Below are 23,959 nucleotides of genomic sequence, written 5' to 3' on the forward strand. Positions count from 1 at the left end.
GTCTATTCTTAGAGAATAATTTCTTCTTTCCTCTTTATATGTCTATCAGTAAACTAAAATACCAGATAAAATGAGACATTTATTTAATATAGCTCATTGTAGTCTATGCTAAAGTAAAAATAATTAAACTACCATAGAAATACACAATAGCATTGGCTTTTTGAAAATAAGAAAAAATGGTACTGTAACTTTTTGATGATAAAGTAAATGAGAAAATGCCTCACCCATGCTCACTGATATTTGGAGAAACTATGAGCAACAAAATACCAACAGATGATCATTTTATGAAAATGCAAAAACCTTTTGAACTTTTCGCAAAGTGGCTTGAAGAAGCAACGATAAGTGAAATAAATGATCCAAATGCTATGGCATTAGCAACAGTTGACGAAACAGGACTCCCTAATGTTCGTATGGTTCTCCTCAAAGACTACAGTCCCCAAGGCTTCGTCTTCTATACCAATTATGAAAGCTGTAAAGGACAAGAAATTTTAAAATCAATGAAAGCATCCTTAGGTTTTCATTGGAAATCGCTTCGTCGTCAGGTCAGAATTAGAGGAATTGTTGAAAAAGTAAGTCAACAGGAAGCCGATGCCTATTTCCAATCGCGACCACGTGGTAGTCGAATTGGTGCATGGGCATCTAAACAATCTCAACCTTTAGACAATCGTTTTGTGCTCGAAAAAGCAATTGCTCAATATACTGCACGTTATGCTCTAGGCAATATTCCACGACCACCTTATTGGTCTGGGTTTCGTGTTAAACCCCTTTCTATAGAGTTCTGGTGCGATCGCCCATTTCGTTTACATGATCGTCTGCTTTTTACACGCGATTGTGTTGAACACAGCGATTGGAAAAGACAAAAACTTTATCCCTAATCCTTCAAACTTCATCGTTATAAAGATTTTTTCTTCCCAACAGTTAAACAAATATTTTTTATTTGAAAAATTCTAAAAGAAGATGATTCATTTTATTTAAATAGAAGAATTTCATTTTCACTGTAAAAGTTGATTGGTAATATTTCCTACTGTATCGCTTAAAACAGATTAGCAACAAGCTTATTTAAAAGAAAATACTGTATTCAGCAGAAACTATGATTTTAGCTAACTTATTTTTAGACAGCAGGATAAAATATCGTCCATATACCCCCAAATACCAAACCAGCAAAAATCACAAAACCAATAAGCGAATTAGATTTGAAAAGCCTGAGGCATTGTGAACTGTCATCTATATCAATGACTTTAATTTGAATAAACATATGGATGCTTGCCATAAAAATCCCCAAAAAGCTAAGAACAGGGACTCCAGCTAAATAAAATGCTAGACTAACAAACACCACAAAACCACCATACAAAAATACTAAAGCACGCTTGGTTCCTTTACCAAAGAGAAGAGCCGTAGAACGAACACCAACAGTAGCATCATCTTCTTTATCTTGATGTGCGTAGATTGTATCGTATCCTATGGTCCACAAGATTGATCCCACATAAAGCAAGATTGGTGCCCAGCTTAAACTTCCAAAGACAACAGCCCACCCCATTAATGCGCCCCAATTAAACGCAACGCCTAAAAAAAACTGCGGCCAATATGTTACGCGTTTCATAAAAGGATAAAATGCAACAGCTATCAATGACGAAATACCTAGAAAAAAACTAAACCTATTAAATTGTGATAAAACGACTAAACCAACCAAACATTGTATAAGTATAAAAACTCTTGCTTGAAACCGACTCACATGACCTGTCGGCAATGGACGAGAACGTGTCCTTTCTACCTGAGCATCAATTTTATGGTCAATAAGATCATTCCAAGTACATCCTGCCCCTCGCATAGCAATAGATCCCAGAAAAAAAAGAAAAAGATACCAAACCCAATGAAGAAACATTGATAAAAGAGTATCGTAATGCATGTCATAAGAGAAAAAAGCCATTGTTGTTGACCAAAAACAAGGCCACATCAACAATTGCCATCCGATAGGCCGATCCCAACGCGCTAATTGCGCATAAAACCATAAAGAACAGGGAAGGAAATTGTAGACCCATTGTTTGGAAGATGCATCCATAACCCGTCCCTGACTCTCACAGGACTGAACATGCGCGATATTTTTATTTTTTTTCATTAAATGATTTACCTTTGGTCTTGCGATAGAGACATTTCATTCTTATGAGAAGGAGATAAGATTAATCATCTTTTATGAGAGGAGCAAGCAATGAATATTCTTCTTATTGGCTCAGGTGGACGAGAACATGCTTTAGCATGGAAAATAGCAGCATCACCACTGCTAACAAAGTTATATTGTGCCCCTGGAAACCCTGCAACAACAGAATTTGGTGAAAATATTAATTTAAACATTGATGACCATCACCTTGTTATTGATTTTTGTAAAAAACATTCTATTGATCTTGTGATTGTAGGACCAGAAGCACCATTGGTTGCGGGTATAACAGACTCTCTTAATAGCGCTAACATCTGTGTATTTGGTCCTACTCAAAAAGCTGCTCAACTAGAAGGTTCAAAAGCTTTTACGAAAGATTTATGTCGTAAGAATAACATTCCTACAGGAAGTTACCAATGCTTTAATGATGCTTCTAAAGCTAAAGCTTACATTCATCAACAAGGTGTTCCCATTGTTATTAAAGCTGATGGCTTAGCAGCTGGCAAAGGTGTCGTGGTTGCAACAACTATGGAAGAAGCATTTAACGCAGTCGATGCCTGCTTCAAAAGTGCATTTGGAGATGCAGGAAACAAAATTGTTGTAGAATCTTTTCTTGAAGGTGAAGAAGCAAGCTTCTTCTGCCTTTGTGATGGTAAAGTTGCTCTTCCTTTTGGATCTGCTCAAGATCATAAACGTGTAGGTGATGGGGATATTGGAGCAAATACCGGTGGTATGGGTGCTTATTCACCAGCGCCTATTATGACCCAAGAAATAGTGAATCGTACCCTCAAAGAAATTGTTGAACCAGCCTTAAAAAGCATGAAAGAAATGGGCGCCCCCTTTAAAGGTATTCTCTTCGTCGGATTAATGATAACGCAAAAAGGACCCGAATTAATTGAATTTAACGTACGATTCGGTGATCCTGAATGTCAAGTTTTAATGATGCGCCTCAAAGATGACATCTTGCCAATTTTTCTTGCTGCAGCTCAAGGAAAACTTGAAAATAAGCCTCTTCGGTGGTCTGAAAAAACTGCTCTCACCGTTGTTATGGCTGCTAATGGTTACCCAGACTCTCCCCAAAAAGGTACTGTTATCCGTAACGTTGATAAAGTAAACAATCTTCCCGATGTGAAAGTTTTTCAAGCTGGTACAGTATTGCGTGATGGAGAACTCATTGCAAATGGTGGACGTGTTCTTAATATAACAGCAACAGGAAAAACGATTACGCACGCACAAAAACGTGCTTATGAAGCTGTTGATTGTATTGATTGGCCAGAAGGTTTTGTTCGTCGTGATATCGGATGGAGAGCCATTGCGCGAGAAAACTAAATTCTTTGAATATTCTTTTTTACGATTTGATTATTTTATATAAGAGCATGATACACAAATTTTCTTACTGTTTTACGTTGACTATAATTTTGAAAAAATGAGTGTGCTTTCCTTTGAACAATCAAATATTGTAAATAGGATATCTACTTATGATAAAATAGGAGATTTCTCTGAATATGACACTTTAATATAAACTGATCATTTTACTGTTGTATTTACTTTAAACGTATTTTCTCATCACTTTTATAAACACTTTCTTTCTTATAACGCCCTGAAGAAAAACATATATACAATCATTTCTTTTATTTATTGCATTTTTTAATGAAATTCCGCTTTTATGAAAAATAAAATGCCCAAAAAAAATACTGATGTTATTCACGTACAAATTCTTAAACAATATCTCTCATGCTCGTCACTCCCATTTTACGACACTACCTGCAAGTAGTATAAACCCATTCTGACATCTTTCTGGAATAAAGATAAAAACCGATACCATCATTGTATTTTCCAACTCTCAATATTACGATAACTCTTTCTATCTAAATGCTTTATCAGAGAGTGTTTACTATTTTTTAATGATTTTTATCCACACTCTAATCCTTCTTATAACGTGCAAAAAAATGATTTTGATTATAGGAGAGAGATGAAATAAGAATATTTTGCAATATTCAAAGCTCTCATTCAATATGGAGAAATGATTTATAAAAAAGTAAAAAACACTTCCAGCAATCTGCTCGTGTTTTGATGATGTGGCGAAAACTAAAAATTACACCGCCAAAAAACGGTTTCTATTGTTATGAAAGCCGTTTCACCTCTCCGAGAAAAGCGTTTAACGTAACCAATTCCAGCTGCTAATATATGGTGTCAAAAAACTCTCATTTACAATCATTGATTTCCTCTTTGCCTTAAAGAACCAAAAGTCACACCAAATCCCATCTGTAAACATCTGGATTCTCATTGAGCAGGTTCCTCTTGGTTCCCACTCATATGCTTCACTTACACAAAGACCGACAAGCAAACTTAAGAATACTCGCCATGTCCTCTAAAAATACTTCATGTATGAAGTTTACATGCCTTATACTACCGCCCCAAACAACGATGTTTTACAGCACAACAAGATAAATGCTTACGGTAGTACAAAAATTAATGCATATTAATATTACTGGAGTGCAACTCGATTCGCAATCACCAAACGCAAGCCTAACGGATTGCTATAACGAAGTAAGAAACGCTTTTGTTTAGAATGTGCTGTTGTACCAAAAAAACGATGTAAATCAGAACGATCTTTTACAACCAGAATGCGATTATCTTCATTGATCATAAGCATGGGGAGGCCATAAGTATCCGCCCATAATCGCCAATCCAGAAGAACATTATTCAAATCTCTGGAAACCAAAAGCGGTATACAAGCTTCCTCATCAGCATGAAGTAGTTCTAATGCAACAGCTCTTTCTCCTGAACGCGTTTTTACGGTACGTGCTGCAATTCCTTGGAAATGATAAGGGGGTATTAAATGCGATAAGCTTGAAGGCATATCCGTTTTAAAAGAAACACCACGCTCATTTAATGAACAAATAACCTGATTACCCGTTTTGGATGAAAAATATGTCGTCGTTTGTGGCAAATGGCACGGATCTAACCGAAATTCAAGCACCGCTTTTGCCTGATTAAAGCATTGATTAGCCATATACATTATCCCAATTTATCTTAAATAACATACACCCTTTAGCAGCTTTTTCTCATTGGATTATTAAAAGTTTGAATAAAAAACAACTGGTTTCTTTTTTGGTTATTAAAATCTAAACAAAAATACATGATCACTATTCTTGAATTATAATACTTTTCCGGGATTCATTATCCCTAAAGGATCGAGCGTTTTTTTAATCCCTTGCATAATATCCAATGCGACAGGCGATTTAAAAGAACGAAGTTCTTCGCGCTTAAGCTGACCAATTCCATGCTCAGCAGAAAATGCACCTCTATAGTCCATCACTAAACTATGAATGCGATGATTCATTTTTGACCATAACTGCAAGAACACCGTCGTATCAGCTCCTACAGGTTGTGTAATATTATAATGTAAATTTCCATCGCCCATGTGTCCAAAACAAATCACCCGTGCTCCTGGAGCAATATCTTCAACAATAAGCGCTGCCTCAGCAATAAAATCAGGAATAGAAGCAAGTGGGACCGCAATATCATGCTTAATGGACCCTCCTGCTAACTTTTGTGCATAGGATATACTTTCACGCAACTGCCAAAAAAAATCTTGCTGTTTTAAAGATTGTGCAACAATTGCATCTTCTATCACCGCATTCTTTAAAGCTTCTTCTAAAATAATACTCAGTACTGATAACGCCTCATCATTGCCTTGCAATGATGAAATGTTCATTAATACATACCATTCATGCTTCCGCTGAAGAGGAGGCTTCTCACACATCTTATAATCTAAAGCCATTTGCAAACTAAGATTTCCCATGAGCTCAAAACCTGTCAACATCCCTCCTCCATATTCTTGAGCCAGAGATAAAAACTCCAAAGCCTTCGCCGGACTATATAATCCCACCAAAGCAACAGCTTTTCCTTTTATTTTTGGAAACATCTTCAAAACGGCTGCGGTTATAACACCCAATGTGCCTTCTGCACCAATAAAAAGATTTTTCAAATCGTAACCGCTATTATCTTTTTTAACAAAACGCAAATCATCTAAAATACGGCCATCCGGTAAAACAACTTCCAAACCAAGACAAAGATCACGCATATTGCCATAGGCTAAAACAGCTGTCCCTCCAGCATTCGACGAAAGATTTCCTCCTACTTGACAAGAACCTTCAGATGCCAAAGAAAGAGGGAAAAAACGACCTGATTCATCCACTTTTTTCTGTAAATCCTGTAAAATAACACCAGCCTCTACAACAACAAAATTTCCCTCAAGATTTATAGTTCTAATCTTATTTAATCGTTCCATGGATAAAAGAACGCTCCCTCCTCTTTCATCTGGTTGTTGTCCCCCCACAAGCCCTGTATTTCCACCCTGTGGCACAATCGGTGTGCGTGTTTTGCTCGCTAGCTGCATAATCGATGAGACCTCTGCGCAAGAAGATGGACGTAAAAGTAAAGGTGTTTTTCCATGAAAAAGTCCACGCTCTTCAAGCAAATACGGTGCAATCAACGCTTGATCTGTTATAGCATGCTTAGCACCAACAATTTCTCTAAACCCCTCAATTAATTTCTGCTCCATGTTTGTTTCTCCTTTGGAGCCGCAGCCCGTATAAGACGATCATTGATCGCCTCCCCTAATCCGTATGATGGAATAGGTTCTACTGCGATACATCTCACTTTAAATGAATCTAATTCCTTCATATATTGAAATAAATGAAAGGCTGCCTCTTCCAACTTTCCATCTTCGCTAAGATTTAAAATAGAAACGGCATTTTCAGCCCCCATAACGCGCTTTGAACCAAATGCTAAAAGCGCTTCACCATTTTCCACCTTTTCTACATTCAAACGAATCGTGGCATTGGGAGCATAATGCGACTTTAACATCCCTGGAGCTTCAATCGCCGCCCTTTGATCTATCCGTTTTAAAGACTTCCCCACAATTTCTTCAATTTTATCAGCCGCAAGCCCCCCTGGACGCAAAAGATAAATATTTTCATCACAAATCTTAATAATCGTTGATTCAAGCCCTATTTTAGCGGGTCCTCCGTCCAATATCAAAGGAACAGATTCCCCCAAAGATGCAAAAACAGCCTCAGCTGAAGTAGGGCTAAGACGCCCCGACTGATTCGCACTAGGAGCAGCAAGTGGTCGGCCAAAATGTTGTACTACTTCCGCAAAACGACTGTCTGGAAAACGAACAGCCAAAGTATTCAAACCAGAGGTTGTTAAAGGATGAATATTATGCTGTTCCTTTAAAGGCAAAACCAATGTCAAAGGCCCTGGCCAAAATTCCTCCATTAATTGGCGTGAAAGAAAGTCAATTTTCACATAACGTTCCGCCATTTCGATGCCGCTGACATGCACAATAAGAGGATTAATTTGCGGACGACTCTTTGTAGAAAAAATAGAAGAAATTGCCCTCCCATTGGTTGCATCGCCCGCTAATCCATAAACAGTTTCCGTTGGTAACGCTACTAACTTCCCTTGTTCAAGAAGCACTATTGCCTCTCTTATCGAAGCACTATTGAGTGGTAGAATCGTCATGACACTCCATTTCTATAACACTCTTTTAGTGGTGCAAAACTATAACGATGTAATCCTATAATTGGTCCATATTTATCAAGAGCTGTACGATGCGCTAGTGTTGCATAACCTACATGCTTCTCTAAACCATACCCTTTATAAACTTGTCCTGCACACTCCATCATCCGATCACGCGTTACTTTCGCAATAATAGATGCAGCTGCAATTGAAACCGAACGCTGATCGCCCTTAATCAACGCCATTGCAGGACAGGACAACTCAGAAGGAATATCACGTCCATCAACAAGGACATAGTGAGCTGGAATGGCTAACCCTATAATACAGCGACGCATTGCCTCTAAAGTTGCTTTTCTAATATTAGATTGATCAATTGTACGAGCACAAAGACTAGCGACTGAAACCGCTAATGCACTTTGCAAAATTTCATGATAAAGTCTATTTCGTTGGAGAAAAGAAAGTTTTTTTGAATCATTTAACCCATTAGGAATGTGGTCTTTATCCAAGATAACTGCTGCCGTTACCACAGGTCCAGCGAGAGGCCCCCGTCCTACTTCATCAACACCTGCTATATGAAAAAAACCCTGTTTTTGCAAATCCAATTCGCACGAAAAATTTGGTTGAAGCGGAACATTAAACATCTTTGATAAATCACAAATACAACAAACATACATCTATTTCTGTAGCCTAATCATTTTTTGCAAGCATTACAGTTTTAAATGGCTCTCCAAACATTATGCGAATTCTTGCACAAAAGATCAAAAACACACAAAATAAAAAAATACATTTCTTTGGTTCCCCTCTTTCATTGTGTATAATAAAATCATGACGAAATAAACGCTTTTATATTTATTTATCAGATATTTCCTAAAGTCATGATAGGTTTTACAAACCAATTTGGGTGCATTGATTTGATAAAAAGAGCTGCTTGTTGCGCTGTTTGTTTATTTTTAAAAATGCCAAAGCAAGTTGCTCCCGTTCCAGACATGCGGGAAAAAAGAGCGCCACATTCATCTAATACAGATAACACTTCAGCTAACTGAGGTGCTATTTTTAATGCAGAAGAAAAAAGATCATTACGCGTTTCTTGTAAAGCTTCAACCAATGAATCAACACTCTTTAAAGCGTCTGTATTAATTTTTAAAGAAGGATTATGACGCTTCTCTAACGCTTTAAAAACAGTTTGTGTTGAAATCTCTTGTCCATGATTAACCAATACTATTGCAAGAGAACAGGCTCCCTTTAGTTGTATCATCTCTTGACCAATTCCTTTGACCAAAAGCGGCTGCTGATATTCTAATGCATAAAGACACATGGGAACATCAGCACCAAGAACTAAGCTCATTTTTGCTAATTCTTGGTAAGAGCAATCAAGATTCCACTGTTGACGTAACATGCTTATAACCCCAGCTGCATCACCTGAACCACCACCAATGCCTGAAGCAATAGGTAATGTTTTTACAAGCCGAAAAAAAGCAGGTTGAGCACATTCAGGAAAAGTCTTATGCATAAAATCTCGTGCGCGAATAACCAAATTATCTAAATGAGACACAAGGCCTTTTGCAAACGGTCCCGTCAAAACAAACTGATTATTTTTGCAAGGTGCATAGTGTAAACAATCACCGCTAAGACTAAAATAAACCAAACTTTCTATTAAATGATACCCATCAGAACGTTGCCCCACAACATGTAGAGCTAAATTCAATTTAATAGGTGTAAATAAATAGGAATGTCTTTTGGACGAAGCTTGTACATTTGATATCATATGACGTAATATTCACCTACACAGGGTTCTTTTACAAACTCCTCCCTTTTATCCATATTTTTTATTAGCACAAGCACTATAAACAGTTTGGAATATTCTTAATCGTTTTCTAAACAAACAATAAACACAAAGAGCACTCATACAAAATAAACGACATGTTCTCATTCGTATCATTTCAAGCCTTTTTTCTTCTAGAATCTGTTTTTAGATAAAATCCCTCTGGCTTGAATGATCCTTTCCATTACAAACCATAACGCTGCCAAAGTGCTCGCTCTTCTGCTGCCATCAATGCACTGTCAACGGCTGTATAAACCGTATGTGCCGTCACTCCTGAAGGCGTTTTAGGTCCTAAGAAACTTTTTGGAGGCATAATAAGTCGAAGTTTTGCATCATTACCAAAGCGCTCCTTAATAACAGAACGTACATCATTTAATCCATCAACCAGACCAAGCTCAACGCTTTGTTTTCCACTCCAAAACATTCCTGTAAAGAGATTCGAATCATCTGATAATTTTTCAGCACGCCGTTCTTTAACCAAATCGATAAAAGTTTGATGCACTTCAAGTTGGAGAGATTTCAAATGCTCGATATCCGCCTTTTTTTCTGGCTGAAATGGATCTAATGTAACTTTGTTCTTTCCTGCCGTGTATACACGCCGTTCGATACCAATTTTCTTCAAAAGCTCCGGAAAACCAAAGGAAGCTGAGACCACTCCAATGGAACCAACAATTGAAGAAGGATCTGCAAAAATTTCATCCCCCGCACAAGCAATCATATAACCACCGGATGCTGCAATATCTTCAATAAACACAAGAACCTTTTTATTTTTTTCTTCTGCCAAGTCACGAATACGCTTGAAGATAAAACGCGATTGTACAGGTGAACCACCAGGAGAATTAATAATAAGTGCAACAGCCGGTGACTTTTTGTGTGCGAAAGCCTTCTCTAAAAGATTTGCACACCTACTGAGGGAAAGAGTCCGGGATATAGATGCTGATGAATCCATAATTGCTCCTTGAAGGCGCACCACAGGAATTTCAAGTTTATCGGAAGAAAAACGGCGTGGAATAAAACTTTTAATAACATCCATCAAAACAAAATCTCCTTATAAATTAAGAACAATTAAATAGGCAAGGACAACAAAAAGGAAGAACGCGATAACATCCAAAAGCGCCAATCAATCCCCACATTACAAGCAGAAATATAATTTCACCCAAAGTCAAACCTCCCTAACAACAAAGTTTGGACTTTAAATAATAAACTAAAAAACACAAGATACTATTAGAAAAGTTCCCACAAGCTTATATATCCATTATTAATTGCATCAACTCGGGGTGAAAAAGTATGGTCATTACCTTCATGTATAACCAATGCCGGTAAAATAGATAAAGCTGCTCTGCTTCCTCGTTTTGCGTAAAATAAAAGACGAATTGCTGCTGTTTTCGCACGTGCATGCACAGGAATTATACAAATACCACCAAAACGCCCTTCTAAAGCACGCAAGATATCTGTCAGCGATTGTGGACGTGCAATAAGCCCTAAGTATCCACCTGGCTTAACAATAGCTGCTGCACTCCGCAACCAATTATCAAACATCGCTTCAGACATAACATGTGCTTCAGATTTTTGTTTATCAGGTGTCTTGCGATCAGTAGGATTATTAAAAGGTGGATTCATAATCGCAAAATCAAAGCTATTATCTATTAAACCTGCTTTTATACGGGCATTCCCTTTGAAGGTAACATCTGCTTCTAGCAAACAAATTCGGCTAGCAAATTGTTTATTTTGTTCTAGCATAAGCGTTTTTTGAGCGTAAGATACCATAAAAGCTGAACGTTCAACTAAAGTAACATGAACTTTCAGACAACGCGAAGCAACAGCCAACCCTGCAGCTCCAGCACCTGCGCCTAAATCAACAACCTTGCCCTTTAAATTACTTGGAACCAAACTAGCCAATAACATCGCATCCATTCCAGAACGATGACCATATTTATGGGGTTGAACCAAATAAAATTTACCGCGGTGAAAACTGTCAATTGTTTCACCACTCTGATTCGTTGTTTTTTCCATTTAAAAGCCTAATGTTCACTTTTATAAACTGCATTTTTGCCATTCAGCTGCTATTTTAAATTTTTTTATTATTTCATAACAACAAGATTACACTCGCTAAAGAACATTTCTTGCCAATAACATTCCAAGCTTACACTTCAAAGCACCATCAAAAGCTTGAGTCAAAACCAAACCCCCTTTATGCTAGTAAATAAAGTAAATTTTATATATGTCCATTGCAATACTCTAGGAGTAAACACATTGAGCGCAGCTATCAAACCAGAACAAATAAGAAATAATCAAATTTCTCTTCAATCTCTTGTCAATCTTACTCAAAAAGATATGGAGCGCGTAAATCAATTTATTCTCTCTATGGCAAAATCAGAGGTTGAGATGATCCCTGAAATTTCTAACCATCTTATTTCATCAGGTGGAAAGCGATTACGCCCAATGATTACGCTCGCTTCTGCTCATATGTTCGGTTATCAAAGTGACGGACATATAAAACTCGCAACAGCTGTTGAATTTATGCATACAGCAACATTACTACACGATGATGTGATTGATGAAAGTAATTTGCGACGTGGAAAATCCACGGCACGGATGATTTGGGGGAATCAAGCAAGCGTACTTGTTGGTGATTTCCTGTTGGGTCAGGCTTTTAAAATGATGGTCGATGTCGGTTCCATAGAAGCGCTCTCTGTCCTAGCAAACGCTGCTGCAATTATTGCTGAAGGAGAAGTTATGCAACTTTCTGCTGCAAAAAATATCAAAACCAGCCCTTCAGACTATCTCAAAATCATCAATGCCAAAACAGCCGCACTTTTTTCAGCAGCCGCTGAAGTAGGACCGATTGTTGCTGGCTATGGACATAAAGAGCGTTCTTCATTACGTGAATATGGAACATCTTTAGGTTTAGCTTTCCAATTGATTGATGATGCACTTGACTATAGCGGTAGTGCTCAAAGCTTAGGAAAAAATATAGGGGATGATTTTAGAGAAGGAAAAATAACAATGCCTGTTATTATCGCATATGAACGTGGAAATATAGTAGAAAAAAATTTCTGGAAACAAGCACTTGAAGATGGCAATAACAATAATGAAGCCTTCGCATACGCGCAACACTTAATAGAAAAGTATGATAGTATCACAGATACAATAGAACAAGCACGCATCTACGGAAAACATGCAATTGATGCTCTTGTTCCCATGAACGAAAATCTTGCTTACAATGCTCTCGTTGAGACTGTTGAATTTTGTATTGCGCGCGTAAACTGAATTCTTTGCAAGAATCGCAGTATTTCTCAATAAAGTAATGAGATATGATCTATAAACAACACCATCGATTGATTATCTTGAAAAGGATTAGCTCCATGTGCTCTGCAACGGTATCCCGAATTTTTACCCTCTTTATCGTGGGTATCATGCTGATGCCATTCCCCACCTACAGTAAAATAAGCACCGCAATTCATACAAGCTCATTTACAGGTGCTTATTTAGCTGGAAGGGTTGCAAATCATGAAAATAAAACAGAACTTGCTATCAATTACTTTAAACAAGCACTCGTTTATCAACCTGATAACATTGAAACACAAAAAGAGCTCCTTGAAGCTATGCTCTCGGTCGGAAACTTTAAAGAAGCTGTCCAACAAGCCCAAAAACTCAAAGAGCAAGATGTTATAACTCCCTTTGTTTCCTTAACTTTGTCAGTAGAAAGTCTCATCAAAAAAGACTATAAGAATGCCAATTTTCTTCTACAATCAAAAGAACCTCCGAAATCCAATAATCCAATACCTGAACTCATCGGTGCTTGGATTAAATTTGGATCTGGACAAAAATCTCAAGCAATCGCTGATCTTAAGAAACTCAAAGGTCCTGTCTGGTATGACCTTTTTATATCTTATCATCTAGCACTTATGAGCGACCTTGCAGAACAGCCAAAGGATGCAAAAAAATATTTCATTAAAGCACTTAGTAACAAACAGGGGACTCTTATCGCTCCTAATACCTATGAACGTATTATCATAGCCTATGCCTCATTCCAATTGCGCCATAATATGCGCAACCAAGCTCTTCAAACAATCCAACATGGCGAACAAATGTTGTCAGGTCGAGAAGTCCTTAAAAACTTTCGAGAAAAAATTGAAAAAAATTCTTTCTTAGAGAGAGTTATTAAAACACCTCAACAAGGAGCCGCCGAGGTATTATATAATTTTGGAACAGCCCTCAACCACAAAAACTCAGGGCGAATTGCACGTATTTTTAAGCAATTATCTTTCGCCTTATACCCTCAAAATGACGCAACACTGTTTCAGCTCGCACACATTTCTGCTAAATTGAGTGATCCTCATAAAGCAATTAAACTTTATCGCGCTTTATCCCCTAAATCTCCTTATTATAAAGATGGACAACTTCATCTTGCATTCCTTCTTGCCAATAACAACAATTACAAAGAAGCAATAAAATTACTCACATTGTTAAATGAAAAGTTTCCCAATGATCGTAATATTTTGATAACGCTCGTTGCTTTTTATATGCAGGACAATAAATTCCTTGAGGCCATTAAAACTCTAGACACCGCTATTGCCCAGATAAAAAACTTTCAGCAGGACGATTGGAAACTCTTTTATCAGCGTGGTATTGCTTTCGAACGTTTAAAGCAATGGCCAAAAGCAGAAATTGACTTGAGAAAATCGCTTGAATTTTTTCCAAACCAGCCGCAGGTTCTTAATTATTTAGCCTATTCCCTTGTAGAACGTGGTGAGAAGCTTGAAGAATCGCTCCGTATGCTGCAAAAAGCTTCTGCTTTGCAAGCTCACAACAGTCATATTCTCGATTCTTTAGGGTGGGCTTATTATAAACTAAAAGAATATAATAAAGCAGTGCAAATATTAGAAAATGCTGTCAGATTACAACCTGAGGACCCAACACTGAATGATCATTTAGGTGATGCCTATTGGAAAGTTGGACGTAAACGTGAAGCAATCTTTCAATGGAACCATGCAATTGACGGAAAACCAGAAAATTCTGAACAAATTCAAGAAAAGTTGAAATTTGGTTTGCAATAAACGATGCTTAGCCATAAACCACATGAAATAATAAACAGAGAAACTAAAATTACTTTTGTTTAGTCCAATATAAAGAGTATAAAGCGTGAAACTGCCTGAACATCTTAACCCCAAACGTTCTTTTCAGGGACTAATCTTAACTTTGCAAAATTATTGGGCACACTATGGATGTGCAATTTTGCAACCTTACGATATGGAAGTCGGAGCTGGGACTTTTCATCCCGCAACAACATTACGCTCTCTAGGTCCACGTCCTTGGAAGGTTGCTTATGTCCAACCCTCCAGACGCCCAACAGATGGCCGATATGGTAAGAATCCAAATCGTTTACAACACTATTATCAATTCCAAGTACTTCTCAAACCCTCTCCGCTCAATCTACAAGAACTTTACATAAAGTCGCTACAAGCTATCGGACTTGATACAAAACTGCATGATATTCGCTTTGTTGAAGATGATTGGGAAAGTCCCACCCTTGGTGCTTGGGGGCTTGGATGGGAATGCTGGTGCGATGGGATGGAAGTCTCTCAATTTACTTATTTTCAACAAGTTTGTGGCATTGAATGCGCTCCAGTTTCAGGGGAACTCACATACGGTCTTGAGCGTCTAGCGATGTATATCCAAGGGGTTGATAACGTCTATGACCTTAACTTTAATGGTTTGGAGGGAGAAAACAAAATAAGTTATAGAGATATTTTTTTACAGGCAGAACAGGAATACTCATATTACAACTTCGAATTTGCTGATACAAAATTGCTACATCAGCATTTTATCGATGCAGAACGCGAATGCAGCGCACTTCTTGATGCTGGAAAACCAAATAAAGAAAATATATTACATCGCTGTGTTTTTCCTGCCTATGATCAATGTATTAAAGCGAGCCATATCTTTAATCTTTTGCAAGCACGTGGCGTTATTTCTGTAACCGAACGACAAAATTACATTCTTCGCGTTCGTGATCTCGCGCGCCGTTGTGGGGAAGCCTTCTTACTCACAGAAGCTGGACAAATATATACTGGAGAAGCCTAATGTCTGATCTTCTTCTTGAACTTTTCAGTGAAGAAATCCCCGCACGTATGCAACGAAAAGCTGCTGCTGATCTCAAAAAATCTGTTACAGATCAACTTGTGAATGCTGGATTGATCTATGAAGCTGCTCGTGAATATTGGACACCTCGTCGGCTAACATTGGACATACGCGGACTTTCCATAAGCTCAAAAGATATCCATGAAGAACGAAGAGGTCCTAGTATAAAATCACCACAGCATGTAATTGATGGTTTTCTACGTGCAACAGGATTAAACGATATTTCTGAAGCACATATTGGACATGATGATAAAAAAGGTCATTTTTATATTGCTAAAATTGTTAAAAAAGGTCGAGCTGCAGAAGAAATTATTGCCGATATTTTACCGAATATTATCCGCAACTTTCCGTGGCCAAAATCTATGCGTTGGGGAAAAGATTCAGCACAAAGTGGTGCTCTGAAGTGGATTCGACCTTTACAAAACATTCTTTGCGTCTTCGGACCAGAAATTGGTGAAACACATGTTATTCCGTTTACAATTGGTTCTCTTAAAAGCAATAATTTAACTTATGGTCATCGTTTCTTAAGTGATGGAAAGCCATTTCAAGTGCGCCGCTTTGATGATTATGTTACTCAACTTGAAACCCATAAAGTCATTCTGGATGCCGAGAGACGAAAGAATATTATTTTAGCTGATGCCCAAAATCTCTGCTTTGCCAACGGTTTAGAACTAGTTCAAGACAATCCCCTCCTAGAAGAAGTTGCTGGTCTTGTTGAATGGCCTGTTATCCTGATGGGTGATTTTGACCAATCATTCCTTGATATTCCTCCAGAAATTATTCGCTTGACCATTCGAGCTAATCAAAAATGTTTTGTTACCCGTAAACAAGGAGAAAAAGTAAAACTTTCTCATCATTTTATTCTCGTTTCTAATATTCTTTCAAATGATGAAGGCAAAGAAATTTCAAAAGGAAATAGTAAGGTTGTCCGTGCCCGTCTTTCTGATGCACTTTATTTTTGGCAAACCGATCAGCGTGATTTGCCTGATATTCAACAATTAGAATCTTCTATAAAAAAATTTGATCTTGATATAAAAAAACCTCTCGATCAAAGAATGGCGCGACTTGATCATTTGAATGTAACTTTTCATGCTAAATTAGGTACGCAAGGTGCAAGAGTAGAACGCATTGCTACACTCGCACAAGAAATTGCACCTTTGATACAGACAGATCCTCTTTTAGCAAAACGTGCAGCAATCCTTGCAAAAGCTGATTTGCAAACAGAAATTGTCGGAGAGTTTCCTGAACTACAAGGGGTTATGGGGCAAAAATATGCCCTTCTTCAAGGGGAAGATCCTCGCGTAGCTGTAGCAATTGAGGACCATTATAAACCTCAAGGACCAACAGATCGTCTTCCACAAGAACCGCTTGCTATAACCGTTATGCTCGCCGACAAAATTGACATGCTCGTTGGCTTTTGGCTCATTAATGAAAAACCAACGGGCTCAAAAGATCCCTATGCGTTAAGACGAGCAGCACTGGGAGTTATTAGGCTTGTACTTTCGCGAGATTGGAAAATCAATCTTATGCCACTGTTTCAGTTAGCAATGAATCTTTTCTTACAACAAAAAAATAAATATGAAATCTCTCAAAGAGAAAATTTACAATTGCTGAATCTGCTTCCAGAAAAAACAGAATATATTTTATCAGACCTGTTATTCTTTTTTCATGACCGTTTGAAAATCTATCTAAAAGAGGAAGGTGCTCGTTACGATGCCCTTGAAGCCGTTTTAAACAGAGATTCTGATGATTTTTTATTGGTTGCACGTCGTGTCGAATCGCTTATCGCTTTTATCAATACCCATGATGGAATGAACTTTGTAGCCTCTGTAAAACGTACTGCCAATATTCTTGAAAATGAATTTCAAAAAAGCACAACAATAGCGAATGAAATTAATCCTGAGCTCTTTGTCGAGAAAGAAGAAAAGCAGCTCTATCATGCAATCTGTGAAGTAGAAAAACAGGTTCTTGCTCCCATCAATGCGACAAATTTATCATTTGCACTCAGTGTGCTAGCGCCACTTGGAAAATTGATTGATATATTTTTCGAAAAGGTATTGGTGAATGATAAAAAACCTGATGTTCGTGCTAACCGTCTTGCTCTTCTCAAACGTATTCACATTATTACACAATCGGTTGCAGACTTTTCAAAACTTGTCATTTAGAATCAAAATGTCCTATTAATTGATAAAAATAATGAAGATAAACTTTTCTTTTTTTATGACTTTTATTAATGAATCTTGAGAAAATTATGCAACCAAAGAGGACATTTTTTATCTCTCAAATATCATTAATTAAGATATGTTTTCATTTTGATAAATGATTCTTTCTCAAGAGACTCTTTAATAAGTTCGTCTGCCTTGTTAGAATCTAATTCCTTTGCAATAAGGATACGTGCTGTAGAAATTGCCAAATCAATAGCCGATGAAGAAACCATGCGTATCGCATCCGCTTCTGCTTGAGCAATTTTTTGCTCTGCCAATTTATTGCGGTTTTTTACATATTCTTCTGCTTTTGTACGAGCCTCAGCAATAACAGATTCAACTTCATGTTTTGCTGCTGCAATAATTTCTTGCGCATCTTTTTCTGCTTCTGCATGTTTGCGTTGATATTCAGCCAATATTTCCTGTGCCTCTTCACGAAGACGCAGAGCCTCATCCAGCTCATCTTTGATACGCTTCGCGCGCGCATCAAGATGGTGTATAACCCTCTGTGGAATTTGGAAATAGACTAAAAGAGCTAAAAAAAGAACTAACCCAACAAATGCCCAAAAAGTATCAGTCATTTTTGTCTTCCTCAATAATCCGCAGTTTTAACAACTGAACGAACAGCCTCTTTGCTGATATCAACGTCAATCAATTTTTTCACAATTTCAAGAGCCACTTCTTCAGCGATAGAACCAACATTTTGCATCGCCTTATCCCGAATTTTTGCTATCTGTTCTTCAGCATCTGCGAGTTTTTTTTCTAAACTCTCTTCAATTTCTTTCCGTTCAAGCTCTGCTTTTTCTTTTAATTCTTCACTAGCTACCTGCGCTATAGCATGCGCTTTCAAACGCGCTTCTGCTAATTTCCGCTCATAAGTTTCAACAACAATGTCTGCTTCCTGCTTCATGCGCATTGCCTGATCTAAATCAGATGCGATTCGATCTCGCCGCGTTTCAATAACACCACCAATACGTGGTACAATTACACGAGAGATAAAAAGATAAAAAAGTCCGAAAGAAATCGCCAACCAGAAAAAATGCGAACCAAAATGTACAAAATCAAAAGGCGGAAACACGCGATTTGCATGTTCTGCCACCTTTTTAATATGTTCTATCGACGTTTCAGTGTTCTGTGCATAAGCGCTTGAAACAAACATCTTCTTTCATCCTTTAAATAGCTTATTAAAGCCCTCTATAACCGATGATAACTGACTGACATCTCTCTGGTTAAGAGCTAAAAGGGTAAATCTTTCCTCATGCAAGAACAGATATACCCTTTTGATGATGATTAAACCCCAAAAAGAAGTAGTAAAGCAATGAGCAGTGAAAAAATTCCCAAAGCTTCTGTTACAGCAAAACCAAAGACAAGACGTCCAAACTGACTATCTGCTGCTGATGGATTTCGTAATGCACCAGAAAGATAGCTACCAAAAATATTACCAAGTCCTAAAGCTGTTCCAGCCATACCAAAGCAAGCAAGACCAGCGCCAATATATTTTGCTGCAAGCACCATTTCCATGTTATTCTCCTTTAAAGCGAAATTGCATTATTCGACGGAAAACCGCCAGTTCTATTAATGTCCTGGATGAATTGCATCATTAAGATACATACAAGTTAAAACCGTAAAGACGTAAGCCTGAAGAAATGCGACCAAAAACTCAAGAGCAGTAATCGCTACAGTCATAATAAGCGGTAAAACCGAACCACCCACACCTACGAGTCCTACCCCAATCATTGAAACAACAAACCCAGAAAACACTTTGAGCGTAATATGACCAGCAAGCATATTCGCAAAAAGACGAAGAGAAAGACTAATTGGACGGGAGAGAAAAGAAATAACCTCAATCATTGTCACCAGAGGCAAAACCACAACAGGAACTCCACTGGGAACGAACAGTTTCAAAAAACTGACCCCATGCTTATAAAAGCCATAACCAATCACCGTCAAAATTACCACCATTGCTAACGAAAACGTGATCATGATCTGCGATGTAACCGTATAAAAATAAGGAAAAAGACCAATAAAGTTAGCAACCAAAATAAAAGTAAACAGAGAAAAAACTAAAGGAAAAAACTGCATTCCCTGTACACCAGATGATTCCCGCAGAGTCGATGCTACAAACTCATATGCCATTTCCGAAAGAGACTGCATCCGCGTTGGAACCAATCCACGACTTGATGATGAAATGAAGAGAAAAATAGAAGTTACAACAACCGTGAGGACTGTAAACAATGATACATTTGTAAACGATAAATCCATATTTCCTATGGAAATCTTAATCAGCCTTGAAACCTCAAACTGATGAATAGGATCTGGAGCGTGCGCTGTCACTTCAACCTCATTTATCGGACCTCTCATTGGCCCCTTTATCTTGTTTATCTTGGCGCAATACGCCTTTTTTTCCTAATTGACTGGAGGAAATATACCCTACAGACCGAAGAATACTCACTACACCAGCAGCAAATCCAAAGAAGAGAAAAAATACCAATCCCCAAGGATACGAACCTGCTAACTTATCAAACCCTAACCCTAAAATAACACCAACTATAACACTCGCCAGAAATTCACTGGAAAGCTTAATTGCATTTGCCATCCCTCCTTGTGATTTTTCTCGCTTATTCTCATGCTCCCGCTTCTTTAATGCCTGCTTGCGCACTAAAGCTACGCTTAAGTTCCTACTACGACATTCCAAATCCTCTGAATGAAGACACTCTCCTTGCTTTTCCTCTTCAGCCTCCTTACGGCTTATAACGGGTTTCTCGCCCATCGCCATCATTGGCTCCTTAATTAAAAAGCAAAGTAAGAATGCATTTCATAAAACCGTGTGCATCATATTGTTCCCGAATTTATTCGTCAAGATACTAAAAGAAATCTATCACAAATTATCGTATAAATTTTATTGTATAAATAACGTATTTTTCAATTTACATGCTTTCTTAAAAAGATATTCTGAGCACCTAAACCGATTTCACGACAGCACCCGTGAATATATAACGAAAAGTTCCCGTGAATGATATAAAACTCATAGAACAGCCATTTTTACGCTTAACAAAAGGTGTAAACTGATACCATCTTATTTTCCAGCTCCCAATGTTATATCAATCCTAGTTTTGAAAGAGAACATAGAAAGCTAAAAAACAGTATGAGAGCGTTGTTTTGTTCCTTTTATTCAAATAAAATTGCACTTTTTATTTTATGAAAATGATAATAATCAATGGTTTTTATATGATCCTATTCGCAAAGTATTTTACATATGCCATCACAGAACCCATCACTCAATGAGCTTGAGGGTATTAAGAGAGGTTTCTTTAAATACGAGATATTAATAAATCTAAAATTTTAAATAGGTCAAGCCAATAGAACACAATAAATTTTAAATAAGATCACCATACTACTTTATACAATTTTAATCCACTTTTTGGAATTTCGCCCTTTACAATTGAATATCGGTAGATTCAGCAAATATTTTTGCTTTTTATTTAGACAAACTATCGTAAGCAAAAGCGCTTATTTATAACCTTTATTTTTATAAAATGATAATTTAATGCTTCTTTTCAAACGAGCATCATAATTGTATTTCCCTGCCCTCATATTTGCATCTATTCTTGCATTTAAATAACCCATTAAGAGGATGATGTACTCTTTCTTAAATACTCCCTATTAAACTCTTCTCATAACATGCAAATAAATGATCTTTATCAAGATGAGAGAACTCTATTCAATAGCGCTCATGGTAAATGATTATCAATAAAATTAAAACTTTAGCAAATAAAAATTTTTTCTTTTATGAAAAGAACGATCATTGAAAAAACTTATTTTTAAGATTCTTAAGTATAGATTTCATCACTTAAAAAAATTAAAGAGTTATCATTTCTTTTTGGAACGTGTCGCAAAAGGATTATCAGAGGCTCGTAATGATATGCGAACGGGTATACCAGACATATCAAATTTTTCACGTAACCCATTGACAAGATAGCGCAAATACGACTGTGGCATACTTTGGGGGCGCGAGCAAGAAATCATAAATCCAGGAGGCCGTGTCTTAACCTGTGTGATGTATTTAACCTTAAGTCGACGCCCAGAAACCGCAGGAGGTGGATGATGTGCAACAACAGTTCCAAGCCATTGGTTCAATTTAGCCGTCGAAATGCGACGATTCCATACACGGTGCATCATCATGACATTTTCCATCAGCTTATCAATCCCTTGACCATATTGTCCTGATAAAGGAACAGCTCTCAAACCACGAACTTGAGGAAGAAATCGCGCACATTTTTCATGCAAATCAATCAATGTGGTCTGACTATTTTCAATAAGGTCCCACTTATTGAAAGCAATAACTGGAACACGCCCTTCACGAATCACGAGATCAGCAATTTGTAAATCTTGCTTTTCAAAAGGTATCGTTGCATCAAAAACAATGACCACCACTTCTGCAAAACGAATAGCACGCAAAGTATCTGCAACAGATAGTTTTTCTAATTTTTCTTGAATTTTCGATTTTCGACGTAAACCTGCAGTATCAAAAAGTTTAATATGACGACCACGCCATTCCCAATCTACAGAAATAGAATCACGCGTAAGTCCTGCTTCTGGTCCTGTTAACAAGCGCTCTTGTTTCAACATGCTATTGATAAGAGTGGATTTTCCTGTATTGGGACGCCCTGCAATTGCAATCCTAATGGGCTTACTTTCATCGTAAATAAGCTCCTCTTCTTCCAAATCGTTTACATCATCACCAACAGATGCAGGCTGTATCGTAATATCTTCTTCTTTGTTGTTGCCAAAAGCATGCTCTGACCCCACAGCATCTATAATTGCATCACGCAGATCACTTAGTCCCAAACCATGTTCAGCCGATATTAGGCACGGCTCCCCCAAACCTAATGACCACGCCTCATACTCTCCTCCTGTTGCCGCTCTTGACTCAGACTTATTAGCAACAAGCACAATTGGCTTTCCTGATTTGCGAACCAATGAAGCAAAATTTAAATCACTTGGTGTTATCCCGCTCTTTGCATCAAATACAAATAAAATAAGATCCGCTTCATCAATTGCAGCTTTTGTATGAGAACGCATACGCCCCTCAAGTGTATGATCACCTGCTTCTTCCAACCCAGCCGTATCAATCACATCAAAACGTAGATCTTGAAGTTTTGCCGCATGAATACGTCGATCACGTGTTACACCAGGCTTATCATCAACCAAAGCCAATTTTTGCCCAACCAAACGATTAAATAGTGTTGACTTCCCAACATTGGGACGACCAACGATAGCAATGGTAAGGCTCATCGATTTATTCCTTATTTGCCTTGCCCTCAGCTTGTATCAGCTCAAGCATTATTCGAGCCCGATCTGTTATTTTTGAACCCGAAGCACCTTTTTCAGAAATTTTCTTAAAATAATAAACCGCCTCATCCATTTTATCCGCCTTATAAGCAGCTAAACCTAAAGCCTCTCTTGCAGACATATGCATAGGATCGGTATCACTTGTCATATCTTTGATACGCTTTTCAACATCAGCTAATGTCCCTGTATCAACTAGGATATAAGCCGCCCGAATTTTTGCAACTTTCTGCAAAATCTCTGGTGCTTTCTCATCCGCTGCAACAGAATCAAAAATCTCCACTGACTTAATAATGTCACCCTTCTCCATGAGTAAAGAAGCCTCACGTAAACGAGCAAGAAAAGGATACCCTCCAAAATGAGAGGTTTTAACAGTTTCTAATTGCTTTATCGCTTTATCAAAATGACGTGTATCCGCAAAATCAAGACTTTTTACAAATGCATCACCAATATAACCGGCTTTCTTTATTTGCTGATGATGGTAAATTTGATAAGCAACTATCATAAGTATAAAAAGAATAGCTGCTCCAATAATTGAAAAACCATACCGCCTCCAAAAAGCAAGCGCCTTTTCCTGACGAAATTCTGCATTCACTTCAGCAATAAAACTATCATACGACATATATCATACCTTGAAAAAAGTTACTTTCCCTATGCTTTTACGCATAAATGGACAAAGATGGTAGTCCTAATTAACTAAAAATCTTTAAATTGCTCGTTTATTTATTTTAAATCAACATGTAGCCAAATCAATCG

General features: G+C 37.6%; 21 protein-coding genes. 6 read left to right on the forward strand and 15 right to left on the reverse strand.

Annotation, left to right across the window (positions count from 1 at the left end):
- Positions 1-251: 251 nt before the first annotated feature.
- Entirely contained in the window at positions 252-875 is a 624-nt protein-coding gene (pdxH, locus tag ACFIJQ_RS01690) for a pyridoxamine 5'-phosphate oxidase (RefSeq protein WP_273787902.1), read from the forward strand.
- Between the two features lie 236 nt (positions 876-1,111).
- Here the strand turns inward: pdxH and ubiA are convergent, their stop codons facing one another.
- Positions 1,112-2,116, reverse strand: coding sequence for a 4-hydroxybenzoate octaprenyltransferase (gene ubiA / locus ACFIJQ_RS01695; protein ID WP_012754815.1), 1,005 nt, complete (start codon positions 2,114-2,116; stop codon positions 1,112-1,114).
- Between the two features lie 90 nt (positions 2,117-2,206).
- Here ubiA and purD point away from each other — a divergent pair, with 90 nt between their 5' ends.
- Complete coding sequence (gene purD, locus ACFIJQ_RS01700) at positions 2,207-3,481, forward strand: phosphoribosylamine--glycine ligase (RefSeq protein ID WP_012754814.1); 1,275 nt, start codon at positions 2,207-2,209, stop codon at positions 3,479-3,481.
- 1,159 nt (positions 3,482-4,640) lie between these two features.
- On the opposite strand, the gene ACFIJQ_RS01705 is transcribed toward purD, so the two are convergent.
- From ACFIJQ_RS01705 to ACFIJQ_RS01735, 7 genes are all read right to left on the reverse strand, one after another.
- Positions 4,641-5,168 (reverse strand): DUF6101 family protein, encoded by a 528-nt coding sequence (locus tag ACFIJQ_RS01705; protein WP_273787899.1) that lies wholly within the window; start codon positions 5,166-5,168, stop codon positions 4,641-4,643.
- Between the two features lie 144 nt (positions 5,169-5,312).
- Entirely contained in the window at positions 5,313-6,722 is a 1,410-nt protein-coding gene (locus ACFIJQ_RS01710) for an FAD-binding oxidoreductase (protein ID WP_375628214.1), read from the reverse strand.
- A complete protein-coding gene (locus ACFIJQ_RS01715; RefSeq protein ID WP_375628216.1) occupies positions 6,707-7,687 on the reverse strand; it encodes an L-threonylcarbamoyladenylate synthase in 981 nt (326 codons plus the stop codon). Before ACFIJQ_RS01715 ends, ACFIJQ_RS01710 begins: the two co-directional genes overlap by 16 nt.
- Entirely contained in the window at positions 7,684-8,358 is a 675-nt protein-coding gene (locus tag ACFIJQ_RS01720; protein ID WP_375628218.1) for a ribonuclease HII, read from the reverse strand. The genes ACFIJQ_RS01715 and ACFIJQ_RS01720 overlap by 4 nt, the downstream gene beginning before the upstream one ends.
- A 182-nt stretch (positions 8,359-8,540) precedes the next feature.
- Entirely contained in the window at positions 8,541-9,449 is a 909-nt protein-coding gene (locus ACFIJQ_RS01725; protein WP_375628220.1) for a 4-(cytidine 5'-diphospho)-2-C-methyl-D-erythritol kinase, read from the reverse strand.
- 241 nt (positions 9,450-9,690) lie between these two features.
- Positions 9,691-10,539, reverse strand: coding sequence for a S49 family peptidase (locus ACFIJQ_RS01730; protein ID WP_273787895.1), 849 nt, complete (start codon positions 10,537-10,539; stop codon positions 9,691-9,693).
- A 191-nt stretch (positions 10,540-10,730) separates the two neighbouring features.
- Positions 10,731-11,519: a tRNA1(Val) (adenine(37)-N6)-methyltransferase gene (locus tag ACFIJQ_RS01735; RefSeq protein WP_273787894.1), complete on the reverse strand. Its 789-nt coding sequence runs from the start codon at positions 11,517-11,519 to the stop codon at positions 10,731-10,733.
- Between the two features lie 180 nt (positions 11,520-11,699).
- Here ACFIJQ_RS01735 and ACFIJQ_RS01740 point away from each other — a divergent pair, with 180 nt between their 5' ends.
- The 4 genes from ACFIJQ_RS01740 (at position 11,700) to glyS (ending at position 17,815) form a co-directional block, all read left to right on the forward strand.
- Positions 11,700-12,776 carry a polyprenyl synthetase family protein gene (locus ACFIJQ_RS01740; protein ID WP_273787893.1) on the forward strand — a complete coding sequence of 359 codons (1,077 nt, stop codon included), beginning with the start codon at positions 11,700-11,702 and terminating at the stop codon, positions 12,774-12,776.
- A gap of 95 nt (positions 12,777-12,871) precedes the next feature.
- Positions 12,872-14,566: a tetratricopeptide repeat protein gene (locus ACFIJQ_RS01745; protein ID WP_012754805.1), complete on the forward strand. Its 1,695-nt coding sequence runs from the start codon at positions 12,872-12,874 to the stop codon at positions 14,564-14,566.
- 85 nt (positions 14,567-14,651) lie between these two features.
- The gene (locus ACFIJQ_RS01750; protein ID WP_273787892.1) at positions 14,652-15,593 is read left to right on the forward strand and encodes a glycine--tRNA ligase subunit alpha; all 942 of its coding nucleotides are present in this window, start codon (positions 14,652-14,654) and stop codon (positions 15,591-15,593) included.
- A complete protein-coding gene (gene glyS / locus ACFIJQ_RS01755) occupies positions 15,593-17,815 on the forward strand; it encodes a glycine--tRNA ligase subunit beta (protein WP_375628224.1) in 2,223 nt (740 codons plus the stop codon). The genes ACFIJQ_RS01750 and glyS overlap by 1 nt, the downstream gene beginning before the upstream one ends.
- Positions 17,816-17,940: 125 nt before the next feature.
- Here the strand turns inward: glyS and ACFIJQ_RS01760 are convergent, their stop codons facing one another.
- From ACFIJQ_RS01760 to ACFIJQ_RS01790, 7 genes are all read right to left on the reverse strand, one after another.
- Positions 17,941-18,435 (reverse strand): F0F1 ATP synthase subunit B, encoded by a 495-nt coding sequence (locus ACFIJQ_RS01760; RefSeq protein ID WP_012754802.1) that lies wholly within the window; start codon positions 18,433-18,435, stop codon positions 17,941-17,943.
- Positions 18,436-18,446: 11 nt separating this feature from the next.
- On the reverse strand, positions 18,447-19,013 hold the full coding sequence (locus tag ACFIJQ_RS01765; protein WP_375628226.1) for a F0F1 ATP synthase subunit B: 567 nt from the start codon (positions 19,011-19,013) through the stop codon (positions 18,447-18,449).
- A gap of 131 nt (positions 19,014-19,144) precedes the next feature.
- Positions 19,145-19,375 carry a F0F1 ATP synthase subunit C gene (locus tag ACFIJQ_RS01770; protein ID WP_005773968.1) on the reverse strand — a complete coding sequence of 77 codons (231 nt, stop codon included), beginning with the start codon at positions 19,373-19,375 and terminating at the stop codon, positions 19,145-19,147.
- Positions 19,376-19,429: 54 nt separating this feature from the next.
- Entirely contained in the window at positions 19,430-20,188 is a 759-nt protein-coding gene (locus ACFIJQ_RS01775) for a F0F1 ATP synthase subunit A (protein ID WP_026500261.1), read from the reverse strand.
- 7 nt (positions 20,189-20,195) lie between these two features.
- Positions 20,196-20,630 (reverse strand): AtpZ/AtpI family protein, encoded by a 435-nt coding sequence (locus ACFIJQ_RS01780; protein ID WP_375628228.1) that lies wholly within the window; start codon positions 20,628-20,630, stop codon positions 20,196-20,198.
- Between the two features lie 1,094 nt (positions 20,631-21,724).
- Positions 21,725-23,149: a ribosome biogenesis GTPase Der gene (gene der / locus ACFIJQ_RS01785; RefSeq protein WP_375628229.1), complete on the reverse strand. Its 1,425-nt coding sequence runs from the start codon at positions 23,147-23,149 to the stop codon at positions 21,725-21,727.
- Positions 23,150-23,153: 4 nt separating this feature from the next.
- Positions 23,154-23,825 (reverse strand): tetratricopeptide repeat protein, encoded by a 672-nt coding sequence (locus tag ACFIJQ_RS01790; protein WP_375628231.1) that lies wholly within the window; start codon positions 23,823-23,825, stop codon positions 23,154-23,156.
- Between the last annotated feature and the right edge of the window lie 134 nt (positions 23,826-23,959).

It is taken from the genome of Bartonella sp. TT67HLJMS (assembly GCF_042193375.1).
GTDB lineage: Bacteria > Pseudomonadota > Alphaproteobacteria > Rhizobiales > Rhizobiaceae > Bartonella > Bartonella grahamii.

What these genes read in the sequence shown, in the direction of transcription:
- pdxH (WP_273787902.1), top strand. Translation starts at nt 252, where the DNA reads ATGAGCAACAAAATACCAACAGATGATCATTTTATGAAAATGCAAAAA.
- ubiA (WP_012754815.1), bottom strand. Translation starts at nt 2,116, where the DNA reads ATGAAAAAAAATAAAAATATCGCGCATGTTCAGTCCTGTGAGAGTCAG.
- purD (WP_012754814.1), top strand. Translation starts at nt 2,207, where the DNA reads ATGAATATTCTTCTTATTGGCTCAGGTGGACGAGAACATGCTTTAGCA.
- ACFIJQ_RS01705 (WP_273787899.1), bottom strand. Translation starts at nt 5,168, where the DNA reads ATGGCTAATCAATGCTTTAATCAGGCAAAAGCGGTGCTTGAATTTCGG.
- ACFIJQ_RS01710 (WP_375628214.1), bottom strand. Translation starts at nt 6,722, where the DNA reads ATGGAGCAGAAATTAATTGAGGGGTTTAGAGAAATTGTTGGTGCTAAG.
- ACFIJQ_RS01715 (WP_375628216.1), bottom strand. Translation starts at nt 7,687, where the DNA reads ATGACGATTCTACCACTCAATAGTGCTTCGATAAGAGAGGCAATAGTG.
- ACFIJQ_RS01720 (WP_375628218.1), bottom strand. Translation starts at nt 8,358, where the DNA reads ATGTATGTTTGTTGTATTTGTGATTTATCAAAGATGTTTAATGTTCCG.
- ACFIJQ_RS01725 (WP_375628220.1), bottom strand. Translation starts at nt 9,449, where the DNA reads ATGATATCAAATGTACAAGCTTCGTCCAAAAGACATTCCTATTTATTT.
- ACFIJQ_RS01730 (WP_273787895.1), bottom strand. Translation starts at nt 10,539, where the DNA reads ATGGATGTTATTAAAAGTTTTATTCCACGCCGTTTTTCTTCCGATAAA.
- ACFIJQ_RS01735 (WP_273787894.1), bottom strand. Translation starts at nt 11,519, where the DNA reads ATGGAAAAAACAACGAATCAGAGTGGTGAAACAATTGACAGTTTTCAC.
- ACFIJQ_RS01740 (WP_273787893.1), top strand. Translation starts at nt 11,700, where the DNA reads ATGCTAGTAAATAAAGTAAATTTTATATATGTCCATTGCAATACTCTA.
- ACFIJQ_RS01745 (WP_012754805.1), top strand. Translation starts at nt 12,872, where the DNA reads ATGTGCTCTGCAACGGTATCCCGAATTTTTACCCTCTTTATCGTGGGT.
- glyS (WP_375628224.1), top strand. Translation starts at nt 15,593, where the DNA reads ATGTCTGATCTTCTTCTTGAACTTTTCAGTGAAGAAATCCCCGCACGT.
- ACFIJQ_RS01760 (WP_012754802.1), bottom strand. Translation starts at nt 18,435, where the DNA reads ATGACTGATACTTTTTGGGCATTTGTTGGGTTAGTTCTTTTTTTAGCT.
- ACFIJQ_RS01765 (WP_375628226.1), bottom strand. Translation starts at nt 19,013, where the DNA reads ATGTTTGTTTCAAGCGCTTATGCACAGAACACTGAAACGTCGATAGAA.
- ACFIJQ_RS01770 (WP_005773968.1), bottom strand. Translation starts at nt 19,375, where the DNA reads ATGGAAATGGTGCTTGCAGCAAAATATATTGGCGCTGGTCTTGCTTGC.
- ACFIJQ_RS01780 (WP_375628228.1), bottom strand. Translation starts at nt 20,630, where the DNA reads ATGGCGATGGGCGAGAAACCCGTTATAAGCCGTAAGGAGGCTGAAGAG.
- der (WP_375628229.1), bottom strand. Translation starts at nt 23,149, where the DNA reads ATGAGCCTTACCATTGCTATCGTTGGTCGTCCCAATGTTGGGAAGTCA.
- ACFIJQ_RS01790 (WP_375628231.1), bottom strand. Translation starts at nt 23,825, where the DNA reads ATGTCGTATGATAGTTTTATTGCTGAAGTGAATGCAGAATTTCGTCAG.